The sequence below is a fragment of the Dactylosporangium aurantiacum genome (genome assembly GCF_000716715.1).
GTDB lineage: Bacteria > Actinomycetota > Actinomycetes > Mycobacteriales > Micromonosporaceae > Dactylosporangium > Dactylosporangium aurantiacum.
Window position 1 is genome coordinate 1 of sequence record NZ_JNYJ01000081.1, and the last position, 24593, is coordinate 24593.

At 72.9% G+C, this 24593-nt stretch carries 32 protein-coding genes and 1 pseudogene; 16 read left to right on the plus strand and 17 right to left on the minus strand.

Annotated features, from left to right (window positions below):
- The 3 genes and pseudogenes from OP18_RS47990 to OP18_RS48000 form a co-directional block, all read right to left on the minus strand.
- Positions 1-210 (minus strand): annotated as a pseudogene (locus tag OP18_RS47990) (hypothetical protein); the annotation flags it as partial.
- A 9-nt stretch (positions 211-219) separates the two neighbouring features.
- Positions 220-897, minus strand: a complete 678-nt coding sequence (locus tag OP18_RS47995) for a GntR family transcriptional regulator (protein ID WP_033367060.1) — start codon at positions 895-897, stop codon at positions 220-222.
- 150 nt (positions 898-1047) lie between these two features.
- On the minus strand, positions 1048-1551 hold the full coding sequence (locus tag OP18_RS48000; RefSeq protein ID WP_033367062.1) for a winged helix-turn-helix transcriptional regulator: 504 nt from the start codon (positions 1549-1551) through the stop codon (positions 1048-1050).
- 74 nt (positions 1552-1625) lie between these two features.
- On the opposite strand from OP18_RS48000, the gene OP18_RS48005 reads away from it, so the two are divergent.
- The 5 genes from OP18_RS48005 to OP18_RS48025 all read left to right on the plus strand — a co-directional run bounded on the left by OP18_RS48005 (position 1626) and on the right by OP18_RS48025 (position 5341).
- The gene (locus OP18_RS48005; protein WP_033367064.1) at positions 1626-2216 is read left to right on the plus strand and encodes a dihydrofolate reductase family protein; all 591 of its coding nucleotides are present in this window, start codon (positions 1626-1628) and stop codon (positions 2214-2216) included.
- 39 nt (positions 2217-2255) lie between these two features.
- Complete coding sequence (locus tag OP18_RS48010; RefSeq protein ID WP_033367066.1) at positions 2256-3719, plus strand: ankyrin repeat domain-containing protein; 1464 nt, start codon at positions 2256-2258, stop codon at positions 3717-3719.
- A 52-nt stretch (positions 3720-3771) separates the two neighbouring features.
- Complete coding sequence (locus tag OP18_RS48015) at positions 3772-4200, plus strand: hypothetical protein (RefSeq protein ID WP_156090313.1); 429 nt, start codon at positions 3772-3774, stop codon at positions 4198-4200.
- Between the two features lie 124 nt (positions 4201-4324).
- Complete coding sequence (locus OP18_RS48020) at positions 4325-4942, plus strand: HEAT repeat domain-containing protein (protein ID WP_081971773.1); 618 nt, start codon at positions 4325-4327, stop codon at positions 4940-4942.
- A 66-nt stretch (positions 4943-5008) separates the two neighbouring features.
- Entirely contained in the window at positions 5009-5341 is a 333-nt protein-coding gene (locus OP18_RS48025) for a hypothetical protein (protein ID WP_033367069.1), read from the plus strand.
- A 94-nt stretch (positions 5342-5435) separates the two neighbouring features.
- Here the strand turns inward: OP18_RS48025 and OP18_RS54190 are convergent, their stop codons facing one another.
- The 4 genes from OP18_RS54190 to OP18_RS48045 all read right to left on the minus strand — a co-directional run bounded on the left by OP18_RS54190 (position 5436) and on the right by OP18_RS48045 (position 8752).
- Positions 5436-6188, minus strand: coding sequence for a class I SAM-dependent methyltransferase (locus OP18_RS54190; RefSeq protein WP_052388468.1), 753 nt, complete (start codon positions 6186-6188; stop codon positions 5436-5438).
- A 608-nt stretch (positions 6189-6796) separates the two neighbouring features.
- A complete protein-coding gene (locus OP18_RS48035) occupies positions 6797-7147 on the minus strand; it encodes a hypothetical protein (protein WP_156090314.1) in 351 nt (116 codons plus the stop codon).
- 200 nt (positions 7148-7347) lie between these two features.
- On the minus strand, positions 7348-7794 hold the full coding sequence (locus OP18_RS48040; protein ID WP_033367071.1) for a hypothetical protein: 447 nt from the start codon (positions 7792-7794) through the stop codon (positions 7348-7350).
- Between the two features lie 499 nt (positions 7795-8293).
- Positions 8294-8752, minus strand: a complete 459-nt coding sequence (locus tag OP18_RS48045) for a hypothetical protein (protein WP_033367072.1) — start codon at positions 8750-8752, stop codon at positions 8294-8296.
- A gap of 289 nt (positions 8753-9041) precedes the next feature.
- Here OP18_RS48045 and OP18_RS56460 point away from each other — a divergent pair, with 289 nt between their 5' ends.
- Together OP18_RS56460 and OP18_RS48055 are read left to right on the plus strand one after the other, a co-directional pair.
- Positions 9042-9545 (plus strand): AAA family ATPase, encoded by a 504-nt coding sequence (locus OP18_RS56460; protein ID WP_081971775.1) that lies wholly within the window; start codon positions 9042-9044, stop codon positions 9543-9545.
- A gap of 35 nt (positions 9546-9580) precedes the next feature.
- Positions 9581-10408, plus strand: a complete 828-nt coding sequence (locus tag OP18_RS48055; protein WP_211273906.1) for a class I SAM-dependent methyltransferase — start codon at positions 9581-9583, stop codon at positions 10406-10408.
- 453 nt (positions 10409-10861) lie between these two features.
- On the opposite strand, the gene OP18_RS48060 is transcribed toward OP18_RS48055, so the two are convergent.
- From OP18_RS48060 to OP18_RS48070, 3 genes are read right to left on the minus strand one after another with little or no spacing between them, the layout of a single operon-like run.
- Positions 10862-11164 (minus strand): DUF2695 domain-containing protein, encoded by a 303-nt coding sequence (locus OP18_RS48060; protein WP_033367074.1) that lies wholly within the window; start codon positions 11162-11164, stop codon positions 10862-10864.
- A gap of 7 nt (positions 11165-11171) precedes the next feature.
- Positions 11172-12038: a PhzF family phenazine biosynthesis protein gene (locus OP18_RS48065; RefSeq protein WP_033367076.1), complete on the minus strand. Its 867-nt coding sequence runs from the start codon at positions 12036-12038 to the stop codon at positions 11172-11174.
- Positions 12038-12349 carry a winged helix-turn-helix transcriptional regulator gene (locus tag OP18_RS48070; RefSeq protein ID WP_245635787.1) on the minus strand — a complete coding sequence of 104 codons (312 nt, stop codon included), beginning with the start codon at positions 12347-12349 and terminating at the stop codon, positions 12038-12040. Before OP18_RS48070 ends, OP18_RS48065 begins: the two co-directional genes overlap by 1 nt.
- A 150-nt stretch (positions 12350-12499) precedes the next feature.
- Between OP18_RS48070 and OP18_RS48075 the strand changes: the two genes are divergently transcribed.
- Positions 12500-12811 (plus strand): EthD family reductase, encoded by a 312-nt coding sequence (locus OP18_RS48075; protein WP_033367078.1) that lies wholly within the window; start codon positions 12500-12502, stop codon positions 12809-12811.
- A gap of 26 nt (positions 12812-12837) precedes the next feature.
- Here OP18_RS48075 and OP18_RS48080 read toward each other — a convergent pair whose 3' ends face one another.
- Positions 12838-13446, minus strand: a complete 609-nt coding sequence (locus OP18_RS48080) for a hypothetical protein (protein WP_033367080.1) — start codon at positions 13444-13446, stop codon at positions 12838-12840.
- Between the two features lie 107 nt (positions 13447-13553).
- Positions 13554-14012, minus strand: a complete 459-nt coding sequence (locus tag OP18_RS48085) for a hypothetical protein (protein WP_052388470.1) — start codon at positions 14010-14012, stop codon at positions 13554-13556.
- Between the two features lie 44 nt (positions 14013-14056).
- On the opposite strand from OP18_RS48085, the gene OP18_RS48090 reads away from it, so the two are divergent.
- The gene (locus tag OP18_RS48090) at positions 14057-14482 is read left to right on the plus strand and encodes an MmcQ/YjbR family DNA-binding protein (protein WP_033367087.1); all 426 of its coding nucleotides are present in this window, start codon (positions 14057-14059) and stop codon (positions 14480-14482) included.
- A gap of 9 nt (positions 14483-14491) precedes the next feature.
- On the opposite strand, the gene OP18_RS48095 is transcribed toward OP18_RS48090, so the two are convergent.
- Entirely contained in the window at positions 14492-15166 is a 675-nt protein-coding gene (locus OP18_RS48095) for a TetR/AcrR family transcriptional regulator (RefSeq protein ID WP_033367089.1), read from the minus strand.
- 78 nt (positions 15167-15244) lie between these two features.
- On the opposite strand from OP18_RS48095, the gene OP18_RS48100 reads away from it, so the two are divergent.
- From OP18_RS48100 to OP18_RS48110, 3 genes are all read left to right on the plus strand, one after another.
- A complete protein-coding gene (locus OP18_RS48100; protein WP_033367090.1) occupies positions 15245-16681 on the plus strand; it encodes an MFS transporter in 1437 nt (478 codons plus the stop codon).
- A gap of 67 nt (positions 16682-16748) precedes the next feature.
- The gene (locus OP18_RS48105; protein ID WP_033367092.1) at positions 16749-17129 is read left to right on the plus strand and encodes a VOC family protein; all 381 of its coding nucleotides are present in this window, start codon (positions 16749-16751) and stop codon (positions 17127-17129) included.
- A gap of 61 nt (positions 17130-17190) precedes the next feature.
- On the plus strand, positions 17191-17742 hold the full coding sequence (locus OP18_RS48110) for a hypothetical protein (RefSeq protein ID WP_033367094.1): 552 nt from the start codon (positions 17191-17193) through the stop codon (positions 17740-17742).
- Here OP18_RS48110 and OP18_RS48115 read toward each other — a convergent pair.
- The gene (locus OP18_RS48115) at positions 17730-18191 is read right to left on the minus strand and encodes an AAA family ATPase (protein ID WP_033367096.1); all 462 of its coding nucleotides are present in this window, start codon (positions 18189-18191) and stop codon (positions 17730-17732) included. The two genes, OP18_RS48110 and OP18_RS48115, sit on opposite strands and share 13 nt — an antisense overlap.
- Before the next feature lie 76 nt (positions 18192-18267).
- On the opposite strand from OP18_RS48115, the gene OP18_RS51760 reads away from it, so the two are divergent.
- Both OP18_RS51760 and OP18_RS48125 read left to right on the plus strand, forming a co-directional pair.
- Positions 18268-18852, plus strand: a complete 585-nt coding sequence (locus OP18_RS51760) for an ArsR/SmtB family transcription factor (RefSeq protein WP_052388471.1) — start codon at positions 18268-18270, stop codon at positions 18850-18852.
- Entirely contained in the window at positions 18849-20180 is a 1332-nt protein-coding gene (locus OP18_RS48125) for an MFS transporter (protein WP_033367098.1), read from the plus strand. Before OP18_RS51760 ends, OP18_RS48125 begins: the two co-directional genes overlap by 4 nt.
- A 118-nt stretch (positions 20181-20298) precedes the next feature.
- Here the strand turns inward: OP18_RS48125 and OP18_RS48130 are convergent, their stop codons facing one another.
- Together OP18_RS48130 and OP18_RS48135 are read right to left on the minus strand one after the other, a co-directional pair.
- Positions 20299-22725, minus strand: coding sequence for a DUF6493 family protein (locus OP18_RS48130; RefSeq protein ID WP_033367100.1), 2427 nt, complete (start codon positions 22723-22725; stop codon positions 20299-20301).
- Positions 22722-22985, minus strand: coding sequence for a hypothetical protein (locus OP18_RS48135; RefSeq protein ID WP_033367102.1), 264 nt, complete (start codon positions 22983-22985; stop codon positions 22722-22724). The genes OP18_RS48130 and OP18_RS48135 overlap by 4 nt, the downstream gene beginning before the upstream one ends.
- A gap of 50 nt (positions 22986-23035) precedes the next feature.
- Here OP18_RS48135 and OP18_RS48140 point away from each other — a divergent pair, with 50 nt between their 5' ends.
- The gene (locus tag OP18_RS48140) at positions 23036-23362 is read left to right on the plus strand and encodes a hypothetical protein (protein ID WP_033367104.1); all 327 of its coding nucleotides are present in this window, start codon (positions 23036-23038) and stop codon (positions 23360-23362) included.
- A gap of 15 nt (positions 23363-23377) precedes the next feature.
- Here the strand turns inward: OP18_RS48140 and OP18_RS48145 are convergent, their stop codons facing one another.
- The gene (locus OP18_RS48145; protein WP_033367106.1) at positions 23378-24049 is read right to left on the minus strand and encodes a DNA alkylation repair protein; all 672 of its coding nucleotides are present in this window, start codon (positions 24047-24049) and stop codon (positions 23378-23380) included.
- A 137-nt stretch (positions 24050-24186) separates the two neighbouring features.
- Here OP18_RS48145 and OP18_RS48150 point away from each other — a divergent pair.
- Positions 24187-24593: DUF6069 family protein (locus OP18_RS48150; RefSeq protein WP_033367116.1), on the plus strand; the 407-nt coding region annotated here is incomplete at its 3' end.

Below are 24593 nucleotides of genomic sequence, written 5' to 3' on the forward strand. Positions count from 1 at the left end.
CAACACCGGCCAGAAATTGCGCCGCAACACCTCGGTGAAGTTGTCCAGACCGGCGAACGAACGACCCGGCAACACCAGACTCTGGTTGAACAGGCTCGTCGTGAGGGCGCCGAACAGCGGGTAGATGACCACGGCGCCGAGCAGGGCCAACGCGGGCAGCGTCAGCAGGAAGCCGAACGTGCGGTCGACGGGACCGCCGCGATGGTTCATAGAGGTACCTCAGTCGTCATCCAGGTCGATGAGGGAAGGGTCGAGCGTCGCGCGCAGCTCGACGCCCAGCTGCCACTCGACGTGGTCACGCGCGGCCTGCTCGGCCTGGTCGGCGTCGCGGCGGCGCAGTGCGTCGAGGATGGCGGCGTGCTCGCCGATGACCTGCTCCCACGCGGGTTCGACGCGCACGCCGATGCGGTAGTGCTGCACCCGCAGCAGGGTCAGATCGGTGAGCTCACGCAGGGTCGTGTAGTGGGTGGCGTCGGCGATCCCGGTGTGGAACCGCCGGTTCAGTACGGAGAGGTCGCGGTGGTCGCCGTCGACGAGGCGCTGCCGCATCTGCTCGTGCATCTGCTGCAGGTCGGCGAGCTCGGCGTCGCTGACGGTCGTGGCGGCCACGCGGGCGGCGAGACCCTCGAGCGCGCCACGGGCGAGGTAGACGCCGCGCATCTCGCGCAGCGACAGCGGTGCGACCTGCGCGCCGGCGTGCGGGTTCGGCTGCACGACCAGACCTTGAGTGGTGAGCCGCTGCACCGCCTCGCGCAGCGGGATCTTGCTGGTGCCGAGCTGGCGGGACAGCGCGTCGACGTTGACCCGCTCCCCCGGCCTCAGCTCGCCGCTGAGGATCGCATCGCGCAGCCGCTCGTACACGAGATCGGCCTTGGTCTGGAATCCCGCGAGCGCCATGCGCGTCCACTCCTCATTTCGGCGAAAGTATACGATCGACGATGTGCGAGGAGTGTTGCACGCCGCCGCTGAGGCGGCAAGGGGGTGTTTTTGGTGGGGTTGCGGCGCGGACCGGCCGTGAGGTGCCGGAGCCGTCGCGGCGAATGCCGCTTACCGCTCGTCGAGGGGCCGCTGCCCGGCGGCCGCGGCGGAGGCGGCGTCGAGGCGCTCGAACGGGCCCGGACCGTCGTGCTGCCGGGGCGGGGCACCGAGGTGGCGGACCCGTAGCTCGGCCATGAGCTCGTCGATGAACGCCGGGCCCTCCTCACGCATGAGCCGCTGCCGGGCGCGCAGCTCGTCGGTGCCCGGGCGCCAGTCGAGGCCCCAGCTGCCGAGGGCGTAGATGATCGGCAGCGTCTGGATGCCGGCCTCGGTGAGGCTGTAGCGGGCGCGCTGCCCCCGGGCGGCGGCGCCGCGGGTCAGGATCTCCGCCTCGACGAGCCGCACGAGGCGGTCGGCCAGGATGTTGGAAGCGATGCCTTCAAGGGACCCGGTGAGCAGCGCCCGGAAGTAGCGGCGGTCGCCGAACATGACGTCGCGCAGCACGAGCAACGACCAGCGGTCGCCGAGCACCTCGACGGCGGCGTTGATCGGGCACCCGGACCGTGGCCCCACGCTTCCTCCTTGACAGGCATTCCGGCCCAAATATAGTGGTTGCAGAACACAATCACTAGGCGGACGGGACGAGGATGGGCCGCTGCATCTACTCGATGAACGTGTCCCTCGACCTCCGCATCGAGCAGGTGCCCGGGGACAACGGCGCCGGTGAGTGGCTGCACCTCAGCGAGGAGCTGCACCGCGCGGCCAACGCGCAGATGCGCCGGCTCGCGCTCATGGTCCACGGCCGGGTCTACTACGAGACGATGGAGGAGTTCTGGCCGCGGGCGCACGAGGACCCGTCGCTGCCGGACTACATGCATGAGTACGGCGCGCTCTGGACCGCCATGCCCAAGGTGCTCGTCTCCCGCACCCGCCACGACGCCGGCCACAACACCCGGGTCATCGGCGGCGACGACGCGATCGGGCAGCTCGCCGCCCTGCGGGCGCGGACCGACGGCCTGATCAGCGTCGGCGGCGCGGCGCTCGCCACCCAGCTGCTGCGGGCGGGCCTGCTCGACGAGCTGCTGCTGTGGACCCACCCGTCGTATCTCGGGTTCGGCCGGCCGCTGTTCGACGGGTACGACATGCCGATCGACTTCGACCTGATCGAGCAGCGGTCGTTCACGTACGGCGTCACGATGCACCACTACGCGATCCGCGACGTCAAGAAGGCGGGCTAGACTCCCCGCCATGACGGGGGTCCTCGGCCGGTCGCCGCGGTGAGCAGCCGCACGGCCGTCCTCAACGCATGGCTGCAGGTGCGGCGCTACGCGGTGCCCACCTGGATGATCGACGCGGCCACCCGGTGCCGGCTCGCCGGGGACTGGCGGGGCGCCTGCGCCGCCGCGAACGTCGACGTCGACCTCGACCTGGCCGCGATCGCCCGCGAGCACGGGCGGGCCGTCGCCGGCGCGGTCGAGGACGACCTGCACCACCTCGCACCCGACCTGCTGCGCTGGCACGTGGGGCGGCACGTCCCGCAGTCGACGGCGCCGGCCCGGGAGCCGACCCTGCTCGCCTCGTACCGGGGCGGGCAGTTGCAGGTCCTCCCCCGGTACCGCGACACGCCAGGACCCCTGCTGGTGCTGCGGTTCGCCGGCCCGGCCGACCCGCGGCGCGGCCTGCAGGCCAACCGCGAGCGGTGGGACGTGCGGCGCACCGGCGACCTGCTCGCCCGCCACGGCGGCCGGCTGCCGTTCCTCGCCGGGACGCCACACGGCACCGCCGAGGGGATCATCACCCTGCAGGACGCCGGTCGGTGGCAGGACGCGTGGCGGCTGGCCGGGTTCGACATCGACGCGCTCGAGGACGCCTCACCGGTGCTGCAGGAACGCATCAGCGCCGTGCCGTTCGACCTGACCACCCTCGCCGCGTCCGCCCGCGAGCTGGGCGGGCCGGAGGCGCTCGTCGACCTCGCCGACCACTTCCTGTGGATCGACGGCCACCGGCACCGGGTCCGCGCCCGCAACGACCGCGCCGACATCCCGCCCGTCCTACCCACCGCCCGGGTCGAGCGGCCGGTCGACCTCGACCTCGTCCGCCTCGGCCGGCTGGCCCTGGACGAGCTGCACCCGCTGGTCGCGGCCGCGCTGGTCGCCGGCCACGACACCGCCGCAGGTCCCCCGTCACCGGTCGACATGTCCCCGTACGGCGTGCCCTGCGGCACCGCGCAGCACCTCATCGGCCCCGCCGGCGTGCCGCACCCACCGGAGGAGATCCGCCGCGAGCAGTCCCTGCACGCCCTCGGCGGCGCCGTGCCCACCGGCTGCTTCGCCGCGCACCTCGGCTGGCGCGACCCGCGCATCCCGCTGCCGCGGGTCCCCCGCCGCCGCCGCACCACCGTCCAGGAGCAGGCCCGCCACGGCGACGGCCCGGCGCTGACCGCCTGGCTCGACGCAGGCCTCGACCCGCACCTGCGCACCGAGGACGGATGCACCATGCTGCACCTGATCGCCTGGCTCCCCGACCCCGCCCCGCTGGTCACCCGGCTCGTCGCCGCCGGCCTCGACCTGGAGGCCCGCAACGCCCAGGGCGCCACCCCGCTGCGGTTCGCGATCACGTCCGGCGGGACGGTCGCCGCGATCCGCGCCCTGACCGCCGCGGGCGCCGCCACCGCCGGCTGGGAAACGGCCGCCGACCAGGCCGGCCGGTACACCGAACTGCGGTTCCTGGCCACGGCCTGATCACGCTGGCGCCGCACACCCCGGGATGGCCGGCGGGTGGGATCGTGGAACGGTGATGTTCGACCTGATGCCCGGGCGTGGCGTGCTGCTGCCGTCGCAGCGGTGCGTCACGTTCGGCATGTCCCGCGCCGAGGTCACCGCCGCGGCCGGGGCCGACGTCCGGGACGTGTTCGTGTGCGGAGCGACCTGGGCCGTCGCGTTCACCCTGGCCGGCGTCGCGGTGCTGGTACACACGACCGCCTCGGGAGCCGACACGGTCACCCTGTCCCCCGCCGGGACGGACCCGGCACCGGTCGCCCTGGACGACGTGGACGTGTTCGCCTGGGACGCCCCAGCCGTCCTCGACGCCCTGCTGGACGGCGGGCGCGACATACGTCCGATCGGCCGCCGTTCCGCCTGGATCGACGGCCGCCGGCTGGTCCTGCACTGCGACCCAGGCGCCGGCCGCTTCACCGACGCCACCCTGTACGCCGATCCCTGAGCCGCCCACATACCGGCCCCACGGCCGTTCCACCGCGGATGGCGCACCGGCCGCCAGACAACCGTACGGGATCTTGCGGCTCGCAGTGCGATCGTGCGGATGGCATGATCGGCGTTAACACTTCATGTATGGCGACGATCCTTCGCCGGAGCGAGGTGATGTCGTGACCGATTCTCAGGCACCCGATTCGCCGCCGCACCTGTCGACGGCGGAGCTGTTCGCCGCGGCGGAGGCCGAGGTCCGCGACGACGATCCGGAGTGGCACTGGACGCACCTGGTGGCGCTGCATGAACGCGCCACGCCGGAGGTGTTCCGGACCGCCTGGGCGCTCGCGGGCGATGCGGACCCACGCCGTCGGGAGCTTGGCGTGCGCGTCATGCGGGAGGTCGGCCGTGACGACCCGGCCACCGCTGATCTGCGCCGCGGGAACTGGCCGGTGCTGCTCGACCTCCTCGACCGCGAGACGCATCCGGACGTGCTGCCGTGGGTGGTGTCGGCGGTCGGCTACAACGAGGTGCCGGGCGCGCTGCCGGCCGTGCTGCGGCTGGCCGGCCACCCCGACGCGGAGGTCCGGTTCCGAGTGGCGGCGAGCATTCCGAGCCTCGTGGATCCGGCGGCGCCGGAGGAGGCGGCAATCGCGGCGCTGTGGGTGCTCGCCGAGGACGACGACGAGGAGGTACGCGGGTATGCCCGCTACGGTCTGGCCGAGGAACTCCGACGTTCAAGAGCTGGAAGGTCCTGACCAGGCTACGCATGCCGACATCGCGCCTTCCTTGCGCCGCACCGGCCCGGAACCTAGCCTGCACAGATGCACGCCGAGCCACGCGGCACGATGCACGGCTGGATCCGGCGTGCGAATCTGCTGCCGTTCGTCGAGACGATCGCTGATCTCATCGGGTCTGAACTCAATGACGGCGCGCTCACCGCCGGCGTCGAGGGCTCGGACGCCGACGACGACAGCTGGTGCACGTTCGTCCTGGACGGGCAGCCCCGCGTCGAGATGCGCTTCGCGCGCACCCGCACAGACGACACGGTGCTGGTCGACGTGGAGTTGGACGGCATCGGCGAGCCGCTTGAGATCAGGGCTGCGCTGTTGCTGGACGTCTGCAGCCGATACCGGCTGACAGCCGAGGCTGGCTGATCTGATCCCCCCGTCCAGGCGTAGCGACGAACATCCGCTGCAGGAGGCCGTCACGAGCAACGTGCAGGCCGCCGAGACGGCGCCGACTGTTGCATCAAGAGGCGACCACGAACAATCGGTCCGCGGTGCGGCGGCCAACGCCACTCGTGATGTCGATCTGCAGCATGCCGTTTCCGCGCAGCATGGACGACAGCTCCGCTCTGGACCACGGGCGCATGGCGAAGTCATAGGTGGATTCGTGCGTCACGCGACCTTCCACGACGAGCACGTACCGTTCTTCGACAAGAAGCCGCCCGTCCCTCCACCTGGTGCGGGTGGAAAATCGCAATTTCCGGCCGTCACCCAGGTCAGCTATGCGGCACCGCTCACCGCCGTCGGCCCGGAGCCGGGATGCTTCAGCTTCTCGGACGTCCAGAAACAGCAAACCGCCCGGCCGCAGGCAGGCGGTCAGGGACCCGATCGCCGATTCGCGCTCCTCGTCGGTGGTCATGTCGTTGAGCACGCCGCGGCATGTCACGGCGTCGTACTCAGACGCCACGTCCATGGCGCACAGGTCTACCAGCAGCGCGCGGGCCCCGGGGCATCGTTCACTGGCACGCGACAGCAGTTCCCGGGACGCATCTGCCACATCGACCCGATGTCCCCTGGCGATGAGCGCCGCCGCCTGTCGCCCTGTGCCACAACCAGCGTCCAGCACCGCGGCGTGCGGCTGGCGTGCCTGCACGAGCCGGTCATGAATCGCATCAACCCACGGCTCGACCGGATCGGTGATCAGCGCGTCGTAGGCGTCGGCGTGCAGGCTGTAGAAGGGTCGCTCGGCAACGGCCCGCGCGGACGAGGACTTCACTGCACGAGCCTATTCGCATAGCTCCACCGGTGCACTGTCGTCGCCGCGGCCTTACCGCCAAGACGGTGACGTGCTGGGCTCCGGGTAGCGGTTGCTGATCGGTGTCGCGTAGGCCTCGACGTCCCAGGAGGTGACGCCCGCCGCCCGGTCGATGGTGAGACTGAAGGGCCCGAGGCTTTCAGGCTCATCGGCACGAGGGAACAACGGTTGTGTACCGGCCCACCTGCCGATGCACTCGCATTCGTGTGTCTGGGTGAAGCCGCTCTTTGCGCTCACGCGGAACGACACGGTGCCGTCGCCGGTGCATCGCGCCCGGAAGTGGAACAGGTACCCTTCGGGCCTGCGGACCTCGGGCGGCGGGGCGACGGGGAACGTATCTTCGATGTGCGCGGCGCCGTGTGGTTCAGCTCCAAGCTCCGACCAGCACGTCGTGGGGGCCTGGGGATGCCTCGGCCGGTGGCACGGCTGGGGGCACCGTGCCAGTGGTGCAAGCGGTCAGACCGGCAGCCACCACCGCCGCCGCGAGGAGTTGCGCGACCACCTCGGGTGTCAGGGCAGCAGAGTATGGCGCGCGGCGCGTTCGCGGGCCCTCAGGGCGCTGCACGGAACTACCGGCCGATGACCTCGATCACGGCGAGGGCATCCCGCCCCGATCGGGCTGACTCGTCGTCTCCGAGTTCTTCGTAGATCGGGACACTGCGGCGGGCCTCATCGGCGGCGAACCTCCATTCGGCCACGGTCAGCCGGATCGAGATCACCTGGTCCATGGGAGGCCAGACACCGTTGACCCAAGGTACTTGATCCCAGCCAGCCTGCCGGATCCGCTGGCCCATCTCGACCGTTGCGTCGTCGCCGTTTTCAGCCGCCGACGAGATGGCATTGTCGACTCCCGCGTCGATGCCTGCCCAGATCCGCGCCGGCATGTCCAGCGTCACCAGGTCGTCATCTCGTGCATCCATGCGAACCGCCCTCCCGTACCCGCCCTCAAACGAACCGTTCCGGCACCTCCTCAGGTGGCGGCGCCGTTCCTGCACTCCCGAATCAGGAATGGTCCCGGCGACAGCCTCCGGCCCCGCGTCGGGAGAGGACGACCGCCCCGGCGATCAGCGCCGCGACGGCGAGCATCAGGCCACCTCGGGTGAGGTCGATCATCGCTGGTTCAGTTCGGCTCGGCGGGGCCGAACTGGATCAGGACCGACGCCGTCGGCAGCTCGTCCGGGTCGGCGGGTTCGGTGCGCCAGGCCAGTCGCACCTGCCATCGCCGCCCCGGTGGGAGCCGGTAGGCGTCGGCGCTCCCGCCGGCGGTGCCGCTGGCGAAACCGAGGATGCCGGACGCGAAGCTCACCTCGATGACGTCGGTGCGGTCCCAGTCGTCTGGATCGAAGTCGGGCGGCCCGTCCCAGGTCTCCAGTCTGATGTCACAGCCCAGCACCACGACGTCGTCGATGTCCTCGATCAGCACGTAGCCCGGGGTGGCACTGACCCACCGGCCGAGTCCGCGGGGCGCGGGTGGCACGTCCCGCCGATCGTTGCTGTCGTCGATCATCGCGAACAGCCGGTAGTCGACGTCAACATAGAGCTCGGTGTGTTCCAGCAGCGCCGCCATGCCGTCTTTCCTGTCCGATCGACCTCGGCACCGGGTGTCGGCTACCCCACTTTACCGTCGCTCGATAATCACATCGGGCGCAGGTCGCGGCCGGCTGGCATCGGGTCCGCGACGCGCAGTTGCTCGACGCGTACGTGCGCACCTGCTTGGTCCGGACCTGTCTCGCCGACACGCGCGGGTCGTAGCGGCGGCGGGATCACTCGTACGCCGATGTGCCGGACGAGGCCGTCGGCGGCGACGGCGCCGAGTCCAGCGCGAGCCGGATGGTGTTGGCCCGGGGCTGAAGGAGGAGCCATGCAGGAACTGAGGCAGCTGCTGGAGGACCTTACGGGCTCGCCGGCACCGGCACCGCGTGCCGCGTCCGATGCGCTGTTCGATGCCCGGCGGCGGACGGTGGTCGCGGCCGCGCTCGCGACCGTCCCGATCCTCGCGGTGGCGGCGGCGATCGGGTGCTGCCGGGGCGGCACACCGCCCGCCAGGACAGCCGTGGTAGCTGACCCTATATCGACCACCACATGTACATGTGGTGGTCACGACCGTTGACATGCCGTGCCAGGTCGCAAAGACCTTCGACGGTGTCGTCGAGCTCGTTCGGCTCCCAGGGGCCGAACCACTCTTCTGCAGTGGACCAGCGTTGCGCAACCGCGGGGATTCGCCCGGCTGACAGTGCCGCAAGGACCTGTACGAAGCCGTCCGCAATCTGCACGATGCCTGACGTGCCTTCGCTGTTGTTCATCAGAACCACCTCCTCCACGGCGTCGCGCTGACCGAGGTCGAACGGCAGGCCGTCGGACGACGCCGAGCCCGGGAGATCGTCGATGATCGCCCAGAGTTTGCTGCCCAGAACCCGGGGCTCGACCCACTTCATGAGCAACATCGGCACCTCGGTGCCCGCCGGGCCATACTCGGCGAGCGCCACGGCTCGAGGTCGGTCAGCGACGAAGTAGTCGGTGTTCATACCCACATGCGCGACGGTACAGAACGCCGCGGTCGAGCTGCGTGCCGCCCGATTGGGTCGCGCCCGCGAGCGACGGACGTCCGGGCGGACGCCGGAATTGATATCTCCCGATACCGGCGCGCCGGGCGGACGAACCTGATACAACGGTCGTCGTCGAAGAGCTGCTGTACGCGGCTCCGACCTGGTCCGCCTCGCGGCTGGAAGAGCTGGTTGGTGGCATTGAGCCTTTTTCAACCTCGAGATCCAGGTGACGGACTGTCTGGGTTGGCGGCAAGTGGAGGTGACGAGGATGGCGCGGCTCATCCATCTGAACGGGCCGCCGGGCATCGGCAAGTCCACCCTGTCGGCGCTGTACGCAGACCGGAATCCCGGCACGTTGAATCTTGACGTCGATGCCGTGCACCGCCTGGTGGGTGGGTGGCAGGACGAGGACACCGATACGTGGCCGGTCGTGTGGTCCCTGGTGCGGGCGATGGCGAAATGCCATCTGGAGGGCGGGCGTGATGTCGTGCTGCCCCAATACCACGCCAAGGTCGACGAGGTCGTCGCGCTTGAGACGCTCGCGCACCGGCACGGGGCGGGCTTCCGTGAGGTCGTCCTGCTCGTGCTGCGCGGGCTCGCGGAGAACCCGGCGGTGCCGGTCGACGTGCTGGCGCGTCTGCTGCGTGACTGGCCGGAACCCGTTGCCGGAGGGCTCCACGCTGATCCGCGTGTGCGGCATCGGTCGTCGAAGCGTGGTGAGAGACCGGGCCACGGTGTCGCTGCTGAACCGGCTGCCCTCTGGTACATGTGAACATCGGGGGTGGCTGGTCACCTTCCGTGCCACCCGTGCCCGACGCCATCGCCGCGAAGGAGAGCCTGTTGACAGCCCAGGACCGCGTCCAGGACCTCAACCAACGGGCGTGGGACCATGCCGTCGACCGTGGCGACAACCCGTACACCCACATCGTCTCCTCCGCGCGCGTGGCCGCGGCCCGGCGAGGCGACTGGTCGCTGACCGTCAGCGAGCAGCGGCCAGTGCCGCGACACTGGCTCGAACCACTCGCCGGGGCTCGGGTGCTCTGCCTGGCTTCGGGTGGCGGGCAACAGGCGCCGATCCTGGCCGCGGCCGGCGCCGCCGTCACCGTTGTCGACCTGTCCTCACGCCAACTCGACCAGGACCGGTTCGTCGCCGACCGTGACGGTCTTGAGATCACCACGGTGCAGGCCGACATGGCAGATCTGAGCGCCCTTCCCGATCAGGGTTTCGATCTGCTGATCAACCCCGTCTCGACGCTGTTCGTGCCCGACCTCACCCCGGTCTGGGCCGAGTGCCATCGTGTCCTGGTCGACGGCGGCGCCCTGATCAGCGGCTTTCTCAACCCGGACGAGTTCGTGTTCGACAGCGACGCGCTGGACGACCACGGCGTCTTCGTCGTCAAGAACCCGCTGCCGTACAGCGAGATCGACAGCCTGAGCCCCGAGGCACGCCGACAGCGGCAGCGGGAACATCAGCCGTTCCACTTCAGCCACACGATGGAAGCCCAGATAGGCGGCCTCATAGCCGCCGGGTTCATCATCGACGGGTTCTATGAAGACCGGCGGACCGAGGCAGACGGCAACCCTGTTCGCCACTTCATGCCCAGCGTCTTCGTGATGCGCGCCCGCAAGGTCTGAACCGCGACCGCCGCCCAGGCGCACACCCCGCTTCACCGCTCTCGGCAACTGCTGTCGAGCGCAGACGGCCTACTGCTGGTCGAGCGTGAACGGGGTGTCGGGGCACGTCAGGCACGCGAAGACGCGCAGGGCGCCCCACCTGCCAACGAGCAGGCCGGTCGGTTGCTGCGCCGCGGCCGGCTGGGGTCGTTCGCGGGCCGCCACCGCTGCTGTGTGCCGCCGTCGTATTCCTTCGAGTCGATGACCAGCACCAGGGAGGTCGGCACCAGGTCGTCCCTGCCGATGCGTGAACGCGGCGAGTAGCCAGCCCCGACGGTCCGGGCGATCTCACGATGCGACTCCGCCTCGCCCTCGGCCATCACATGCTGTCGGGTACGGCGGGACTCCACGCTCAGCTCAGGCGGCAGCGGCGGTGTGATCACCGCGAGGTGCCGTCGGACGGTCGCGGCGCTGTCATGGGCCGAGGACCTGCTCGGGGTCGCAGTTCATGACGACTTCGCAGTCGCAGTACCCGCCGTACTCGTCCAGACCTTCAGCGAGCCGGTCCATAAGGACCTGCTGCCCGGTTGCCCACCGCTCGGTGAAGCGCCTGGTGTGGTCACAGCCCGCTGCCTGGACGTGAGCGTCGACGAAGTCGACCAGGGCGCCGAGCTGGTCCTTGTTCAGCGGCATGAGTGCGGCCCGGGCGGCGCGTTCGGCGTTCTTGTACGCGTCGCGCAGCCCTCGGCGCCGTGCTCGTTCCTCGGGTGAAACCACCCACAGATCATGCCGCACGGGCGCCCGGTGGACGGCCGGGGATCGGGGCGAGGTCGACCACGCCGCCGATGCTCGCGACGATGCCGGAGCCGGTGTCGGTCGCGCTCGCGAAGATCGATGACGGCCTGTTGAGCGCGTCGCCCTGGTGGACTTCGATGTCGCCGTTGCCGGAGGTGTCGAGGAGGTGGGCGGCGAGGCAGCCGGCGCTGTTGGCGTTCGCGATGTCCTCGTCGACCCCGATCGCGGGGGCGAACATGCGGGCCGCCGCCGTGCTCGCGGCCGGTGCGAGCGCGTAGACGAAGCAGCCGAGATACCCGAGCCGCCGGCACTCGGTTGCCAGCCGGGCGAAGTCGGGCCGTATGGACCGCAGCGTCGCGTGGTCCTGGACGGGGACGAGCAGTCGTGGCGTGCCCGGCGAGGCGACCCGTACGCCGGCGGGGATGTCCGCTCGTCGCAGGCCGAGGGCGGCGACGATGCCACCGGTGGCGCCGTCGGCCAGGGTGACGGCGCCCTGGTCGAACCAGACCTCGACGCCGTCGCCGCGGCGGATGGCCGTCGTGGCGAAGGTGCGGCCCGCGGTGCGCTGCCACCCGCGGCGCTCGGCGGCGCCGCTGCGGTGCAGCAGGACGGCCTGCGCGGCGATGGTGCCGTGGCCGCAGTTCGTGAGCTCCCCGGCACTGGTGAAGAAGCGCACCGTGGGCGCGTCCGCGGTGCCGGTGTCGATGAACGCGGTGTGGGAGGTGCCGGTGCCGCGGGTGATGGCGTGCCGGTCGCCGTCGGTGAGCGTGGCGTCGTCGATCACGACCGCGGTCGGGCTGCCGCCCCGCCCGTCGCGGGTGCAGGCGTGCACCACCGCCACCGGTGGGCCGGCCATCAGGTGGGTGTGACGTCGGTGGAAGCGGTGCCGTGCTCGCCGTCCAGGGTCGCGGCCCACGCCTCGGACCAGCGGGCGAGCGGGCGCAATGCCTGGAAGGCGGCGCGACCCAGCTCGGTGAGCGTGTACGCCGCGTCCGGCTGCTGGGCGACGAGGCGGGCGTCAAGAAGCTCGGTCAGCCGTTGCCGCAGGACGCTGGAGGACATGTTGTCGCAGCGCTGCCGCAGCGCGCGGAACCCGACCGGCCCTTGCCGCAGCTCCCAGACGATGCGCAGGTTCCAGCGCCGGCCGAACAGGTCGAGGGCGGCCATGAGGGGTCGCCCGGTGCTCGATCCGCGTACCGGCCGGCCTGGCCTGGGTGCCGTCATCGCCTGTGCCGCCCCTCTTGATGCTTCGAACTTCGATACAGTACCGTCCGCCACAGTGATTCGATTTCCGAAGCGATGGAAGACGGAGGTCCCATGTACAAGCTGGTGGTCCTGTATCCCCACCCCGCCGATCCCGAGCACTTCCGCGACTACTACGTGACCAACCACCTCCCGCTGGTCGCCCGCCTGCCCGGTCTGCTCGCGTGGCGGTACAGCTTCGACGTCGCGGCCATACAGGGACAGGCACCGTACTTCGCGATCTTCGAAGCCGAGTTCGCCGACGCCGCGGCCATGCACGCGGCGAGAGCGTCGGCGCACGGCAAGCGGGTGACCGCCGACGTCGCCAACTACGCCACCGGTGGTGCGGTCGTCATCCACTACCCGGTGCGGCACGGCACCGGCTGAGCCCGCACCCGGACGAAGGGTCGCGGTCAGAGGATGCGGCTGATCGTGGTGACCAGGTCGACCAGGGCCCAGCCGGCGAACAGCGCCAGGGCGCCCCTGGCGGTCCAGGCGACCGCCGCCGGCACCCGCTGCCAGACGGTCTGGTCGCTGCCGATCCAGCGGTCGCCGAGCCACGTGATGAGGGTGCTCGCGAGCAGCGGGATCATGAGGGTGAGACCGACGGCGAGGAGCGGCGGGTCGAGCAGGGTGAAGTCGACACCGTCGCTGTGCACCATCATGGCGCCGATGACGAGGGTCGCCCCGAGCGGCACGCTGACCCGCCGCCACCACAGCGGGCCGAAGCGCAGACCTCGGATGGCGCCCCAGACCAGGCCGCCGATCACGCCGAGGACGGTGCCGACCAGCAGGAGGTTGAGCGTACCGGCGAGCGTGAACTGGCCGATGATGAAGCCGTCGTCGCTGAGCACCCCGGTCGCCCGGGGGTGGTTCAGCCGGGCCAGGGCCATCATGAACAGCCGCCCGCCGACGCCGCCGACGAGCAGCCCCGTGATGCCGCCGGCGAGGGCGGCGATGCCCAGCCGGCGGGCCCATTCGAGGCCACCGGCCAGGCTGAACGACTGCTGCTGCGAGGTCATGCCGACGCCTTCCGATCCACAGAGGCAGTGATCATAATTTCGCGGTCACCGGCGCTGTGTCGGCTTCGAGCGGCAAGATCGTCCGCTGCCCGACTCGGCGAGCGCCGTTAGCCCGGCTTCGCGCGCAGGCGGGTGATGACGCGGAGCAGCTCGTCACGGTGCTTCGCCTGTTTCAGCCAGCCGGGCAGCCGCGCCACCAGGGTCAGGCCGGGCCGCGGGCCGCGCTCGCGCGACTTCGCCGCGACGTACCCCTCCAGCAGGGTCAGGTGCGCGTCGTTGAACGCCCACAGCACCCGGCCGCCGCAGCACCGGGCGCTGAGCCACAGCGGCAGCCGGAAGAACGGATCGACCGGAGCGCCCCACACCGTCGTGCCGCCCCGCGGCTCCCAGGACGCCGACGCGCCGCACGCCCCGCACGCGAACCGGCGCGGCCACGAGATCGGCCGGGCGTCCTCGACCGGCACGGCGGCGACGACCGCCCGGCGGGCGCAGCGCTGGCAGACCACGGCGATGTCGCCGGCCGCGAGGTCGTACAGCGGGACCGCCGGATCCACGAACCTGTCCACGGCAGTCAGGGTCGCAGACGGCGCCGGCGGCTACGCTGAGGGTCGTGTCCGACGAGGCGGGCCGGCCGGCGACGGTCGACGACGTGCACGAGCTGGCCCTCGCCATGCCGCACGTCACGGTGGTGCACGGCAGCGGCGAGAACCCGGTGTACCAGGTGGGCGGCAGGTCGTTCGTGTTCTTCCGCAACCCGCGGCCGGACGCGGTCGACCCCGGGACCGGCGAGCGGTACCCGGACGTGATCGTGTTCTGGGTCGAGTCGGAGGCGGACAAGCAGGCGCTCGTGCAGGACGGGACGTCGCCGTTCTTCACCACGGCGCACTTCGACGGGCATCCGTCGGTGCTGGTGCGGGCCTGCCGGCTCGGTGAGCTGACCCGCGGGGAGCTGGCCGAGGTGGTGCAGGACGCGTGGCTGTCACGCGCCTCGAAGCGCCGCGCGGCGGCGTGGCTCAGCAGCCGGTCCGCGCCCTGATCACGAGGTTCACGGGGCGACGGCCCTGATGCCGGCGAGGATGAGGTCGACGCCGGCGAGGAACTGGGCGCGGTCGTCATGGTCGCGCAGCTGGCCGGCGACGTCGTGCAGGAACGGGTACTCGGTTGCGTCGAGCCCCTCCCAGGTCGCCGACTCGCGCTCCAGGATCGCGGTGCGGTCGGCGCCGGGCCGCTGGGTGCGGGCGTTCGCGGCGTTCTGGCGGGCGGCGCCCAGGATGTAGATCAGCAGCGCCGACGCCGAGGTGAACCGGGCGGCGGCCGGCACGCCGAGCGCCTGGACCTGCTGCCCGACCCGGTCGAAGAGCCGCAGCGTCATCGACTGCCACGGGCTGCGCGACAGCTGGACGGCCAGCCACGGGTGCTCGTCGATCGCGTCGAACAGGCCGAGCGCGACGCCCCGGATCGTCTCCTCCGGCGACGCGCGCGGGTCCGGACCCGCGCCGGTCGTGGCGAGGACCGCGTCGGTGGCGGCCAGCAGCAGCTCGTCCTTGTTCGCCACATGCCAGTAGATGGCGCCGGGGCCCGTCTTCAGCCGCGCGCTGAGCGCCCGGAACGTCAGCCCGGCCTCGCCCTCGGCGTCGAGCAGCTCGACGGCGGCCTCGACGATCCGCTGCCGCGACAGCGCGTCCCCGCGGGGCGCCGTGGTCCGCGTCCTGATTGCCATACGCCCATCTTGACATGCCTGGAACGCCGTTCCAAACTGGCTCCTGGAACGCCGTTCCAGAAGAATCGGGAGTCCGTCATGAGTGCCACCGTCACCGAAGCGCCGCCACAGGGGCGTGCCACCTCACTGCGGGCCGTGTGGCCGGCCATCCTCGGGCTGTCGGTCGTCTTCCTCGTGGAGATGCTCGACAACTCGGTGCTGAACGTCGCGCTGCCCACCATCGCCCGCGACCTGTACGCCTCCGCCGCCGACCTGCAGTGGATCGTGTCGGGGTACTCGCTGCTGTTCGGCGGCCTGATGATCGCGTTCGGGGCGGTCGCCGACCGGTACGGCACCCGCCGCGTCATGCTGCTCGGCCTGGGCCTGTTCGCCCTGGCCAGCCTCGCCGTGCTGGCCGTGCGCACGCCGGGCGGGCTCGTCGCCGTGCGGGCCGCGATCGGCGTCGCCGCCGCCATGACCGCCCCCGGCACGATGGCCCTGTGCTTCCGCCTGTTCGACCAGGACAACCTGCTGATGCGGGCGACCGCGTTCATCTCCACGGTCGGCCTCGTCGGGTTGGCGGTCGGCCCGACCGTCGGCGGCCTCGTCGTCCAGGTGCTGCCGTGGCAGGCGCTGCTCGTGCTCAACGCGCCCGTCGCCGTCCTGGCGGTGGTCTGCATCCGCCGCGGCATCCCCGCCGACGACCCCGCGCACCGCAACCCCGCGCCGCTGGACCTGCCCGGCACGCTGCTCGGCACGGCCACGATCGGCCTGGCGCTGTGGACGGCCACCCTCGCCGTCGAGGACGGCTGGCGGCACGCCGTGCCGTGGGGCGTCGCCGCCTGCGCCACCGCCGCCGGGTTCGTCGGGCACGAGCGGCGCACCGCCCACCCGATGTTCGACTTCGCCCTGCTGCGCCGGCCGCAGGTGTCGGCCAGCCTCGCGTACCAGGCGGGGCTCGGCCTCGGCCTGGCCGCCCTCACGTACAGCGTCTCGCTGCAGCTGCAGCTCGTCTGGGGCTGGTCACCGGCGCAGGCCGCGCTCGGCAGCCTGCCGCAGATCGTCACGATGATCGCGATCGGCCCGTTCGTCGAGCGGTTCGTCACGAGGATCGGCGCCCACCGGGCCGGGCCGCTCGGCGCCGGCGCGGTCGTCGCCGGCCTGCTGATCTACGCGCTCCTCGGCCGCCACCACTACGCGTGGATCGCCGCCGCGCTCGTCCTCACCGCCGCCGGCATGCGCGTCGTCATGATCATCGCCAGTGTCACCATCATGCGTGGCCTGCCCGAGGACCGCACCTCGATGGGCGCCGCCCTCACCGACACCAGCCAGGAGGTCGCCGGCAGCGTCGGCATGGCGGTCACCGGCACCATCGTCGCCGCCGCCATCACCGGAGCGCTGTCCGACGTCGGCTCCAGCCCGGCCGCCACCCGCCACTTCGAGCACGCGATCACGGTGGCGACGCTGGTGCTGACCGCCGTCTGCGCCGCCCTCGCCGTCTGGGCCGCCCGCCGCAGCGCCAGGCCCGCCGCATGACCGGCCACGGGCCCGCATGCCCAGCCACGGGACCGCGTAACCGGGGCCGCTGGGACATCATGGGACGATGCACCGCAGTCGCCTCTTCGGGATCTTCGTCGACCTGCCCGCCGCCGACGCCCCCACCGCCGCCACGTTCTGGTCCACCGCCCTCGGCGGCCACCCGGAGGTCGTGGCCGGCGAGGAGCACTTCACGATACTGCGCGGTGCCGTGCCGGACCTGGTGGTCGGGGTGCAGACCGTCGACGACGCACCCCGGTACCACGTGGACATCGAAACCGACGACGTCGACGCGGAGGTCGCCCGGTTGTGCGCCGCCGGCGCGGTCGAGGTCTCGCGGTGGCTGGAGTGCCACGTGCTGCGGGCGCCCGGCGGGCAGCTGCTGTGCGTGATCCCGGTGCACAGCGACCGGGCACTGTTCGACCGCGAGGCCCGCACCTGGCCGTGACCGGCTGTCGGATCAAGGTCGGTGCGTTGCCCGCGCCGCCGCCGGGTCCTACCGTCTGCGCATGCGGTGGCTGCGGTACCTCCTGACGGCCTGCCTGGCGCTGACCGGCACGTTCGCGCCCTCCGGCCCGGCCTCGGCGGCGCGGTGCACAGTGGACTGCTACCGGTACTGGGCGGACATCACCCTCGAGGCGTTCTCCAACCCGACGCCCGTCTTCCCCGGCGGCATCCACTATGTCACCGTCCGCGCCCACAACACGGGCTGGCGCACCGGCGGCGACAGCCCGCCCCGGCCGTGGTTCGGGCCGACCGCCGGCACGGTGTTCGTCGAGTTCGCACCCGACAGCCCGCAGGAGTACCCGGAGTTCTACGAGCCGGTGCCGTGGCCGCGCGTCTACCTGACGGCCCTGTCGGCCGGCACCGCCCCGCGCAATGCGACCTGCTACGGCCCGGGCATCCCGACCGGCTCGTACGGTGAATGCACCGTGGCGTTCCGGGCGCCCTTCGCCCCGGGTTTCTACACGTTCACGCTGTGGACGGCGAGCCACTTCGACGAGTACGACACGACGAACAACCGGATCTCGTTCACCTTCGAGGTCCGCTACCTCGCCTGACGGGTCCGCGCCACCAGCAGCCGCTCGACCGCGTCGGCCAGCGCGCCGACCGGCCGCCGGCCGTCCAGCTCGACCGTCGCGCCCGCGCGCAGCAGCGGCTCCACCTCGGCCACGTACCGCACGATCTCCGCCCGCTGCCGCGCCGTCTTGCCGTACGGGTTGTCCACCCGCGCCGCGACCCGCTCCAGCAGGACCGGCAGCGGCGCACTGAGCAGCACCACGTGCTCGAACCGCGGGTAGAAGCGGCCCTGGTTGTCCACCGTGCCGGACACGAGCACCGTGGCGTGCCCGTCGAGCAGCGCCGCCATCCGCGGCTCGTCCCACGTGCCGTCGGGCAACGTCCACCCGTCGTCGTCGGTGTCCACGGTGCGGTGCCCGCGCCGCGCCACCTCCCGCAGCAGCGTGGTCTTGCCCGCACCGGACATCCCGGTCACCAACACCCGCGCCACGCCGCAACCCTACGGCCCCCGCCCCTGTCGAGAGACTTCTCTCGACAGACTTCTTTCGAGAGTTTACTCTCGAAGAATGTCCGACCGACGTACGCTCACCGACGCCCGCAGCCTGCGGGCGCTCAGCCACCCGGTCCGCCTGGCACTGCTGGAGGCGCTGCTCAGCGGGCCGCTCACCGCCACCCAGGCCGGCGAGCTGATCGGCGAGTCACCGACGACGTGCTCGTTCCACCTGCGCCAGCTCGCCCGGTACGACTTCGTCGAGGAGACCGGCGAGGGGCGCGGCAGGTCCCGGCCCTGGCGGCTGACCGCCACCGGCTGGAACGCGCCCGCGCGCCCCGACGACCCCGAGTTCACCCGTGCCGTGCAGGCGCTCGACCAGGTCATGCTGGACCGGCACATGAGCCGGATCCGCCGGTTCGTCGACACCGTGTCGACGTATCCCGCCGAATGGCAGGCGGCCGCCACCGGCCACACCTCGGTCCTGCACGTGACCGCGGCCGAGGCGGCCGAGATGACCGCCGCCCTGCGGGAGGTCACCGACCGGTTCCGGGAGCGCTGGGCGGACCGCCACGAGCACCCGGAGCGGCGGCCCGACGGCACGCTGCCCGTCGAGGTGCTCATCGGCGTCTACCCGATCGACACCGGACAGCCCCGATGAGCGCCCGCAGGCTCTGGGCGCATCCGCCGGCCCGCCGGTACCTGACCGGGCAGAGCCTGTCCCTGTTCGGCGACAGCGCGCTGTGGCTCGCGTGCGGGATCTGGGTGCGGACCCTGACCGGCAGCGACACGGCCGCCGCGCTGACCTTCGTGTGCTTCACCGCGCCCGCGCTGCTGGCGCCGCTGGCCGGGCTGCTCGCCGACCGGGTGCGCCGCCGCCCGCTGCTGATCGCCGCGAACCTGGCCGGCGCGGCGATCCTCACCCCGCTGCTGCTGGTGCACGAGCGCCGCGACGTGTGGCTCATCTACGCCGTGATGCTCCTGTACGGCGTGCTCAACGTCCTCATCGCCCCGGCACAGTCGGCCCTGCTCACCGCACTGCTGCCACCGGACCTGCTCGGCGACGCGAACGCCGCGCTGCGCACCGTACAGGAGGGACTGCGGGTGCTCGCCCCGCTCACCGGCGCCGGCCTGTTCACCGTCCTCGGCGGACCCGCCGTCGTCGCGCTGGACATGGCCACCTTCCTCGCCGCGGCCGCCCTCACCGCGAGGATCCGCGTCACCGAGACGCACCTGACCCCCACCCCCCGGGACCGGGGACGCCGTCTCGCCGGTCAGCTCGGCGCCGGCTTCCGGTTCCTCGGCGGCAACCCGACGCTGCGCCGGGTGACCCTCGCCGGGGCCGTGTCCGCCTTCGCCGTCGGCGCCACCGACGCGACCACGTACACCGTCATCAGCCAGGGCCTGCACCGCGCACCGCAGTTCGTCGGCGTCACCCAGGTCGCCGGTGGCCTCGGCGCCGTCGCGGGCGGGCTGACCGCCGCCGCGGCGATCCGGCGCTGGGGCGAGGCCCGCACCGTCGTCGCCGGCCTGCTGCTGCTCGCCGTCGCCCCGGTGTGCCTGGCCGCCGGGCGGCTGCCGGTGGTCCTCGCCGGCAAGGCCATGGTCGGCGCCGCCCTGCCGTGGATCGTCATCGCCGTCGTCACGCTGCTGCAGCGGCTCACCGCGGCCGGCCTCCAGGGGCGCGTCTACGCGGCGTTCGAGGTCTGCGCCACCGGCCCGCAAACGGTCGGGCTCGCCCTCGGCGCGGGGCTCGTCGCCGTCGTCGACCACCGCCTCGTGCTGATCGGCGCGGCGCTGTGCCTCGTCGCCGCCGCCGGCCTGCTGCGCCGGGTCCGCGTCCCGGCCGAGCCGTCGACACCGGCCGGCGTCGTGGCACCGGCCGCCGCCGTGAACCCGACCGGAGCTGCGGCACCGGCCGAAGCTGCGGCACCGGCCGGCGCTGCGGCACCGGCGGGCGCGGGCCGGCCGACCGCCGCGACGGCATAGGTCGGTCCGGCGGCGTCCATCCCGCCCGACCGTGCCGGAAACCGCGGCAGCGCATCGCCCCGGCCAGCGCGGGCACCGAACGTCACGGTGCGCCCCGGTCCCCGCGCTAGTCAGAAGTTCAGCGGGCGAGGACCGTCTTCGCCGCGCGGGCCGTCTTCGTCGAGCCGGTGAAGGTGGCCAGCCACGCCCGCAGCGCCGGATCGGTGGCCGGTGCGCCCGTGTCGGCGAGCAGCTCGACGAGCCCGTGCAGGCCGGTGGTGGCGCGGTCCAGCCGGGGCAGCAGCGCGCTCAGCACACCGGTCACGTCGGTGACGCGGCCCGCCTCCGCCAGCGCGCGCAGCGACGAGGCCCACCGGTTCGCGGGCACCACCGGCGCCCACCAGGCAAGCGCGTCGCCCAGGTCGGCCGGGGCGAGGCGGTGCGGCACGAGGTCCAGGGCCGCGTCGACGGCGGCGACCCGCTCGGCGAGGGCCGCGGCGCCGAGCCCGGCGGCGACGAGCAGCCGGGCGGCCGGTGGCAGGGCGCCCCGTGCGGCGAGGACGGTGCGCAGCGCGGCGGCGCCGTGGGCCGCGGTGCCGCGTGGGCCGGTGGTCACGGTGAGCCACGCGGCGGCGACCGGCTCCACGTTGCCCGGCCAGACGGTGCCGAGCCACGGCAGCCACGCCGGCGACAGCCGCCACGCACGGCGGTCGGTCAGGGCGGCGAGCGTGGCCGTCGGCAGCAGCGGGTCCTCGTCGTCCCCGGCCGGCGCGACGGGTGCGAACACGATCCCGCCGTATTCGTCGTGGCGCATCGTGTACCCCGCACCGTCCGCGTCACCGTGCGGCGCCCGGGCCCGCGCCGCGGCGATCCACAGTGGACGGTCAACGGGGTCGGCGGTGTCCGGGCACGGTCCGCCGAGCGCGAACCGCAGCGCCGCGCCCACCACCCCCGGCACCCGCGCGGCGTCGCCCAGCACGGCCGCGCCGCCGGCCGGGTCGGGGCCGAGGCGCAGCAGCGCGGCGACCGTGTCCGCGGCCGGGTGCCCGCCGGTGCCGGTGAGCCGGCGGACGAGCGTGGCGGGCGCGACCCACCCACCGGCGTGGGTCGGCTCCGCGAGCGGCGCGAACCTGCGCCCGGCCCGCAGCGCGGCGGTCACCTCGGCGGCGCGGCGCACCAGCAGCCCGTACTCCCGCGCCGGGACCCACCCGTCCTGCGCAGGCCCGCCGCCGGCCGCGGCGATGACCACGCCACCCACCACCCGGAGCAGCCCGTCGAAGTCCTGGGCGAGCCGCCGCCGGACCCGCCGGGCGAGGGTGCCGTACCGCTCCGGGTCCGGCCCGAGCCGCGCCGCCGCACACAGCGCCCGCTCGATCAGGTCAGGGTCGGACGGGTCCTCGACGAGCACCGCGAACGCCTCCGCCAGCTCCGCCGGGTCGGTGATCGGGTCCACCGCCGCGAGCGAGTCCGACGCCGCGTGCGGGGCGGCCGTTCTCGGCAGCTCGGCCATCGGCGGCGCCGCCGGCTCGTGGCGGCCGAGCAGCTTCGCCGCGGCCGTGCGGACGTCGGCGTCCGGGTGTACCAGCGCCGCCTCGGCAACCGGAGCGCCGCCGAGCCGCAACGCCTTCAGCACGACCGCCTTCACCGGCGCGTGCACCGCGGCCGGCAGGCTCGGGGCGTCGACCGGCAGCCCGGCCCGGCGCACCGCGAGGAGCGCGTCCAGCCCCACCCCCACCACCGGCCCGAGCCGCGAGGTCAGCAGCCGGTCGTACGCGGGCTGCCGGGCGACGATCTCCTCCACCGTCGGCGCCAGGTCGCCGTGCACGGCCACGAACCAGCCGGCCCGGAACCCGACCGTCGCCCGGGCGAGCCCGCCCAGGGTCGCGTCCAGCACCCGCCCGCGCGGTACGGCACCGGCGGCCACCAGGTCCGCGACCGCCTCACGCCACGTGTGTCCCGGATGGTGCCGCAGGTACCGGTCGACGTTGGCGAGGCTGACCTCGCTGCTGCCGTCCACCTCGAAGATGCGCCAGAACACCGTGTCGAGCAGCCGTCCGTCGTCGCGGAGCAGCTCGCTCGTCCGGGGTGCCCGGACCCAGTCGCGGCGGTGCGGTCGCCCGGGCAGCCGCTCCCAGCCGTCGGTCAGCGACCCGATGACCGCGAGGACGGTGTCGTCGTTCGCCGGCAGCTCGATCAGGCCGTCGCGTTCCAACCGCCGCAGGGTCTGCAGCTGGGTCACCTGCGCCCGGTTGGTCGCGAGCCGCCGTACGGCAGCGTCCGCGACCGCCTGCAGGTGCCGCCGCCCCCGGCTGACCGCTATCCGCACCTCCTGCGCACCGTCGGGCATCGCGAGCTCCGCCGGCGCCGACGCGATGCGGGCCAGCCTGACGCGCGACCCGTCCCGGTCGGACATGCCGGTCCCACCCGCCGCCCGGTCGGCGACGTCGGCGTCGTACGCGGCGGTGATCTGCCTGGTCAGCTCCGCGCGGGCGGCCGCGTCGAGCCCGCAGAGCGCGTCGACGGCCGCGTCCTCCGGCAGGGCCAGCACCTCGGTCAGGCTGATCACCGCTGCAGCATAGGACCGCCTCCGCGGCGCGTGCCGACCGCCGCTACGAGTGCCGGTCCCCCGGCCGGGCCGCTGAGCCGGTATCGGGTCGAGCCGGGCGCGGGCGCCGGCGGAGTCGGCACCGGCCGTTGGTGGCCGCAGTGCAGTTCGTTGCCCTCCAGATCCGTGACCGCCGCCGAGCCACCCTCGACCCACACGTCGACGGCGTCGGGGCTCACCTCGAACGGCACGTCACCGGGGCGGCTCGTCGCGTGGATCACCAGCGACTCCCCCCGCCGCGTGCCAGGATCGGCGTGCGGGGAGGGCGGCGATGAACGTACACCGGGAACCTTCGGACTCCGGGCCGGCGAGGACCGGCGACGGGCGCTACGTCATCATCGGCGGGCGGCGGTGGCGGGCGACCGACCCCGCCGTCCCCGAGGACGCGGCCGCGGCCCTGCGGCGGGCGCTGATGGCGGCCCGCCGGGACGTCGGCCGGGCGTTGCGGGCCGGCGAGGACCCCACCGCGGCGCGGGCGCGGGTACAGGCGGCGAAGGTCGCGCTCGGCGAGCGCGGTACCCCATGGTGGGAGCAGACGCCCGACGAGCGCCGGCGGCGCTGGGAGCGGGGGCTGCGGGACCTCACGCCGCCGGGATGAGACCGCGCCGCCCGATCAGGCGTCCTGCCGGCGCCGGACCATCTCGGCGATCCAGGTCGGCGCATACGGGGAGGTGCAGTTCGGCGGGGTCGGGTAGTCCTTGAGGACCTCGAGGCGCTCGCCGATGGCGACGGCGCGGGCGCGGTGGTCGGGGTGGTCGATGCCGATCTGCGCCAGGCAGTGGTTCATCGCCCACTGCAGCCGGTCCGGAGCGTCCTTCAGCTGCGCCTCGATGACGTCGAGCAGCCCCGGCAGGTCGAGCCCCGCGGGGCGCTTCGCCACGCGTTCGGTGGTCAGGGCCCAGCCGGCGCTCGCCACCACCGGGTCGGGATCAGCGGACCAGAGCAGTCGCAGCGCCTCAGCGTGCGGGCTCTGCTTCACGACGTGGTTCACCAGCCAGTCGTGCACTTTGGGGGTACGCGCACCGCGCAGCATCCCGTCCAGCTCATCCAGCTCGAACGTCCTGGGCCGGCAGATGAGGGTCGCCAGCAGCCGGGCGGCGCTGTCACCGGTCGCCCAGAGCTGCCGGGCGAGGTCGTGCCGGGTCTTGAGCCGCTTGCCGACGGCCCGCAGCTTGCCGAGGTGCACGCCGTGGTCGTCGCCGTGGCGCTCGTTCACCGCCCGGGCCTTCGGGTCCTCGAGCGCGGCCAGCTCCGCCAGCACCTCGGTCACCGTCGTGTCGCTCACCGTATCCCTCCCGGCTCAGCGTACGGCGACGGAATCTCGTCGAAAAAACCTGGGTGGCGCTGTCGATTTCGGGCGCTCAGCTTCGACCTGTGGGTGGGACCGGCACCGGGCCGGCCCGCCAACCACCGGAGGTCACCATGGCCAGCACCACCACCCCCACCCGCACCACCACCGGCACCCGCACCGCGACCCTCATCGGCACCGGACTCGCCGCCACCACCCTCGCCAGCGCCACCACCACCGCCATCGCCGCCACCGGCACCGCCACCGGCATCAGCCTCGACATCGACGGCGCCCCCATCCCCCTGCTCGGCTTCACCCAACTCACCGCCTTCTTCTCCCTCATCGGCCTCGCCATCGCCGCCACCCTCGCCCGCAAAGCCCGCCACCCCCGCCGCACCTTCATCCGCACCACCACCGCACTCACCGCGCTGTCCCTCGTCCCCGACGCCATCGCCCCCGCCACCCTCGACACCAAAGCCCTGCTCATGCTCACCCACCTCGCCGCCGCCGCCATCGTCATCCCGGCGATCGCCCGCCGCCT

What these genes read in the sequence shown, in the direction of transcription:
- OP18_RS48005 (WP_033367064.1), top strand. Translation starts at nt 1,626, where the DNA reads ATGGGCCGCTGCATCTACTCGATGAACGTGTCCCTCGACCTCCGCATC.
- OP18_RS47995 (WP_033367060.1), bottom strand. Translation starts at nt 897, where the DNA reads ATGGCGCTCGCGGGATTCCAGACCAAGGCCGATCTCGTGTACGAGCGG.
- OP18_RS48065 (WP_033367076.1), bottom strand. Translation starts at nt 12,038, where the DNA reads ATGGCCGGCCCACCGGTGGCGGTGGTGCACGCCTGCACCCGCGACGGG.
- OP18_RS48080 (WP_033367080.1), bottom strand. Translation starts at nt 13,446, where the DNA reads ATGACCTCGCAGCAGCAGTCGTTCAGCCTGGCCGGTGGCCTCGAATGG.
- OP18_RS48110 (WP_033367094.1), top strand. Translation starts at nt 17,191, where the DNA reads ATGCGGTGGCTGCGGTACCTCCTGACGGCCTGCCTGGCGCTGACCGGC.
- OP18_RS48020 (WP_081971773.1), top strand. Translation starts at nt 4,325, where the DNA reads ATGTATGGCGACGATCCTTCGCCGGAGCGAGGTGATGTCGTGACCGAT.
- OP18_RS48045 (WP_033367072.1), bottom strand. Translation starts at nt 8,752, where the DNA reads ATGAACACCGACTACTTCGTCGCTGACCGACCTCGAGCCGTGGCGCTC.
- OP18_RS48040 (WP_033367071.1), bottom strand. Translation starts at nt 7,794, where the DNA reads ATGGCGGCGCTGCTGGAACACACCGAGCTCTATGTTGACGTCGACTAC.
- OP18_RS48075 (WP_033367078.1), top strand. Translation starts at nt 12,500, where the DNA reads ATGTACAAGCTGGTGGTCCTGTATCCCCACCCCGCCGATCCCGAGCAC.
- OP18_RS48035 (WP_156090314.1), bottom strand. Translation starts at nt 7,147, where the DNA reads ATGGATGCACGAGATGACGACCTGGTGACGCTGGACATGCCGGCGCGG.
- OP18_RS48070 (WP_245635787.1), bottom strand. Translation starts at nt 12,349, where the DNA reads ATGGCCGCCCTCGACCTGTTCGGCCGGCGCTGGAACCTGCGCATCGTC.
- OP18_RS48025 (WP_033367069.1), top strand. Translation starts at nt 5,009, where the DNA reads ATGCACGCCGAGCCACGCGGCACGATGCACGGCTGGATCCGGCGTGCG.
- OP18_RS48100 (WP_033367090.1), top strand. Translation starts at nt 15,245, where the DNA reads ATGAGTGCCACCGTCACCGAAGCGCCGCCACAGGGGCGTGCCACCTCA.
- OP18_RS48140 (WP_033367104.1), top strand. Translation starts at nt 23,036, where the DNA reads ATGAACGTACACCGGGAACCTTCGGACTCCGGGCCGGCGAGGACCGGC.
- OP18_RS48095 (WP_033367089.1), bottom strand. Translation starts at nt 15,166, where the DNA reads ATGGCAATCAGGACGCGGACCACGGCGCCCCGCGGGGACGCGCTGTCG.
- OP18_RS56460 (WP_081971775.1), top strand. Translation starts at nt 9,042, where the DNA reads ATGGCGCGGCTCATCCATCTGAACGGGCCGCCGGGCATCGGCAAGTCC.
- OP18_RS51760 (WP_052388471.1), top strand. Translation starts at nt 18,268, where the DNA reads ATGTCCGACCGACGTACGCTCACCGACGCCCGCAGCCTGCGGGCGCTC.
- OP18_RS48105 (WP_033367092.1), top strand. Translation starts at nt 16,749, where the DNA reads ATGCACCGCAGTCGCCTCTTCGGGATCTTCGTCGACCTGCCCGCCGCC.
- OP18_RS48125 (WP_033367098.1), top strand. Translation starts at nt 18,849, where the DNA reads ATGAGCGCCCGCAGGCTCTGGGCGCATCCGCCGGCCCGCCGGTACCTG.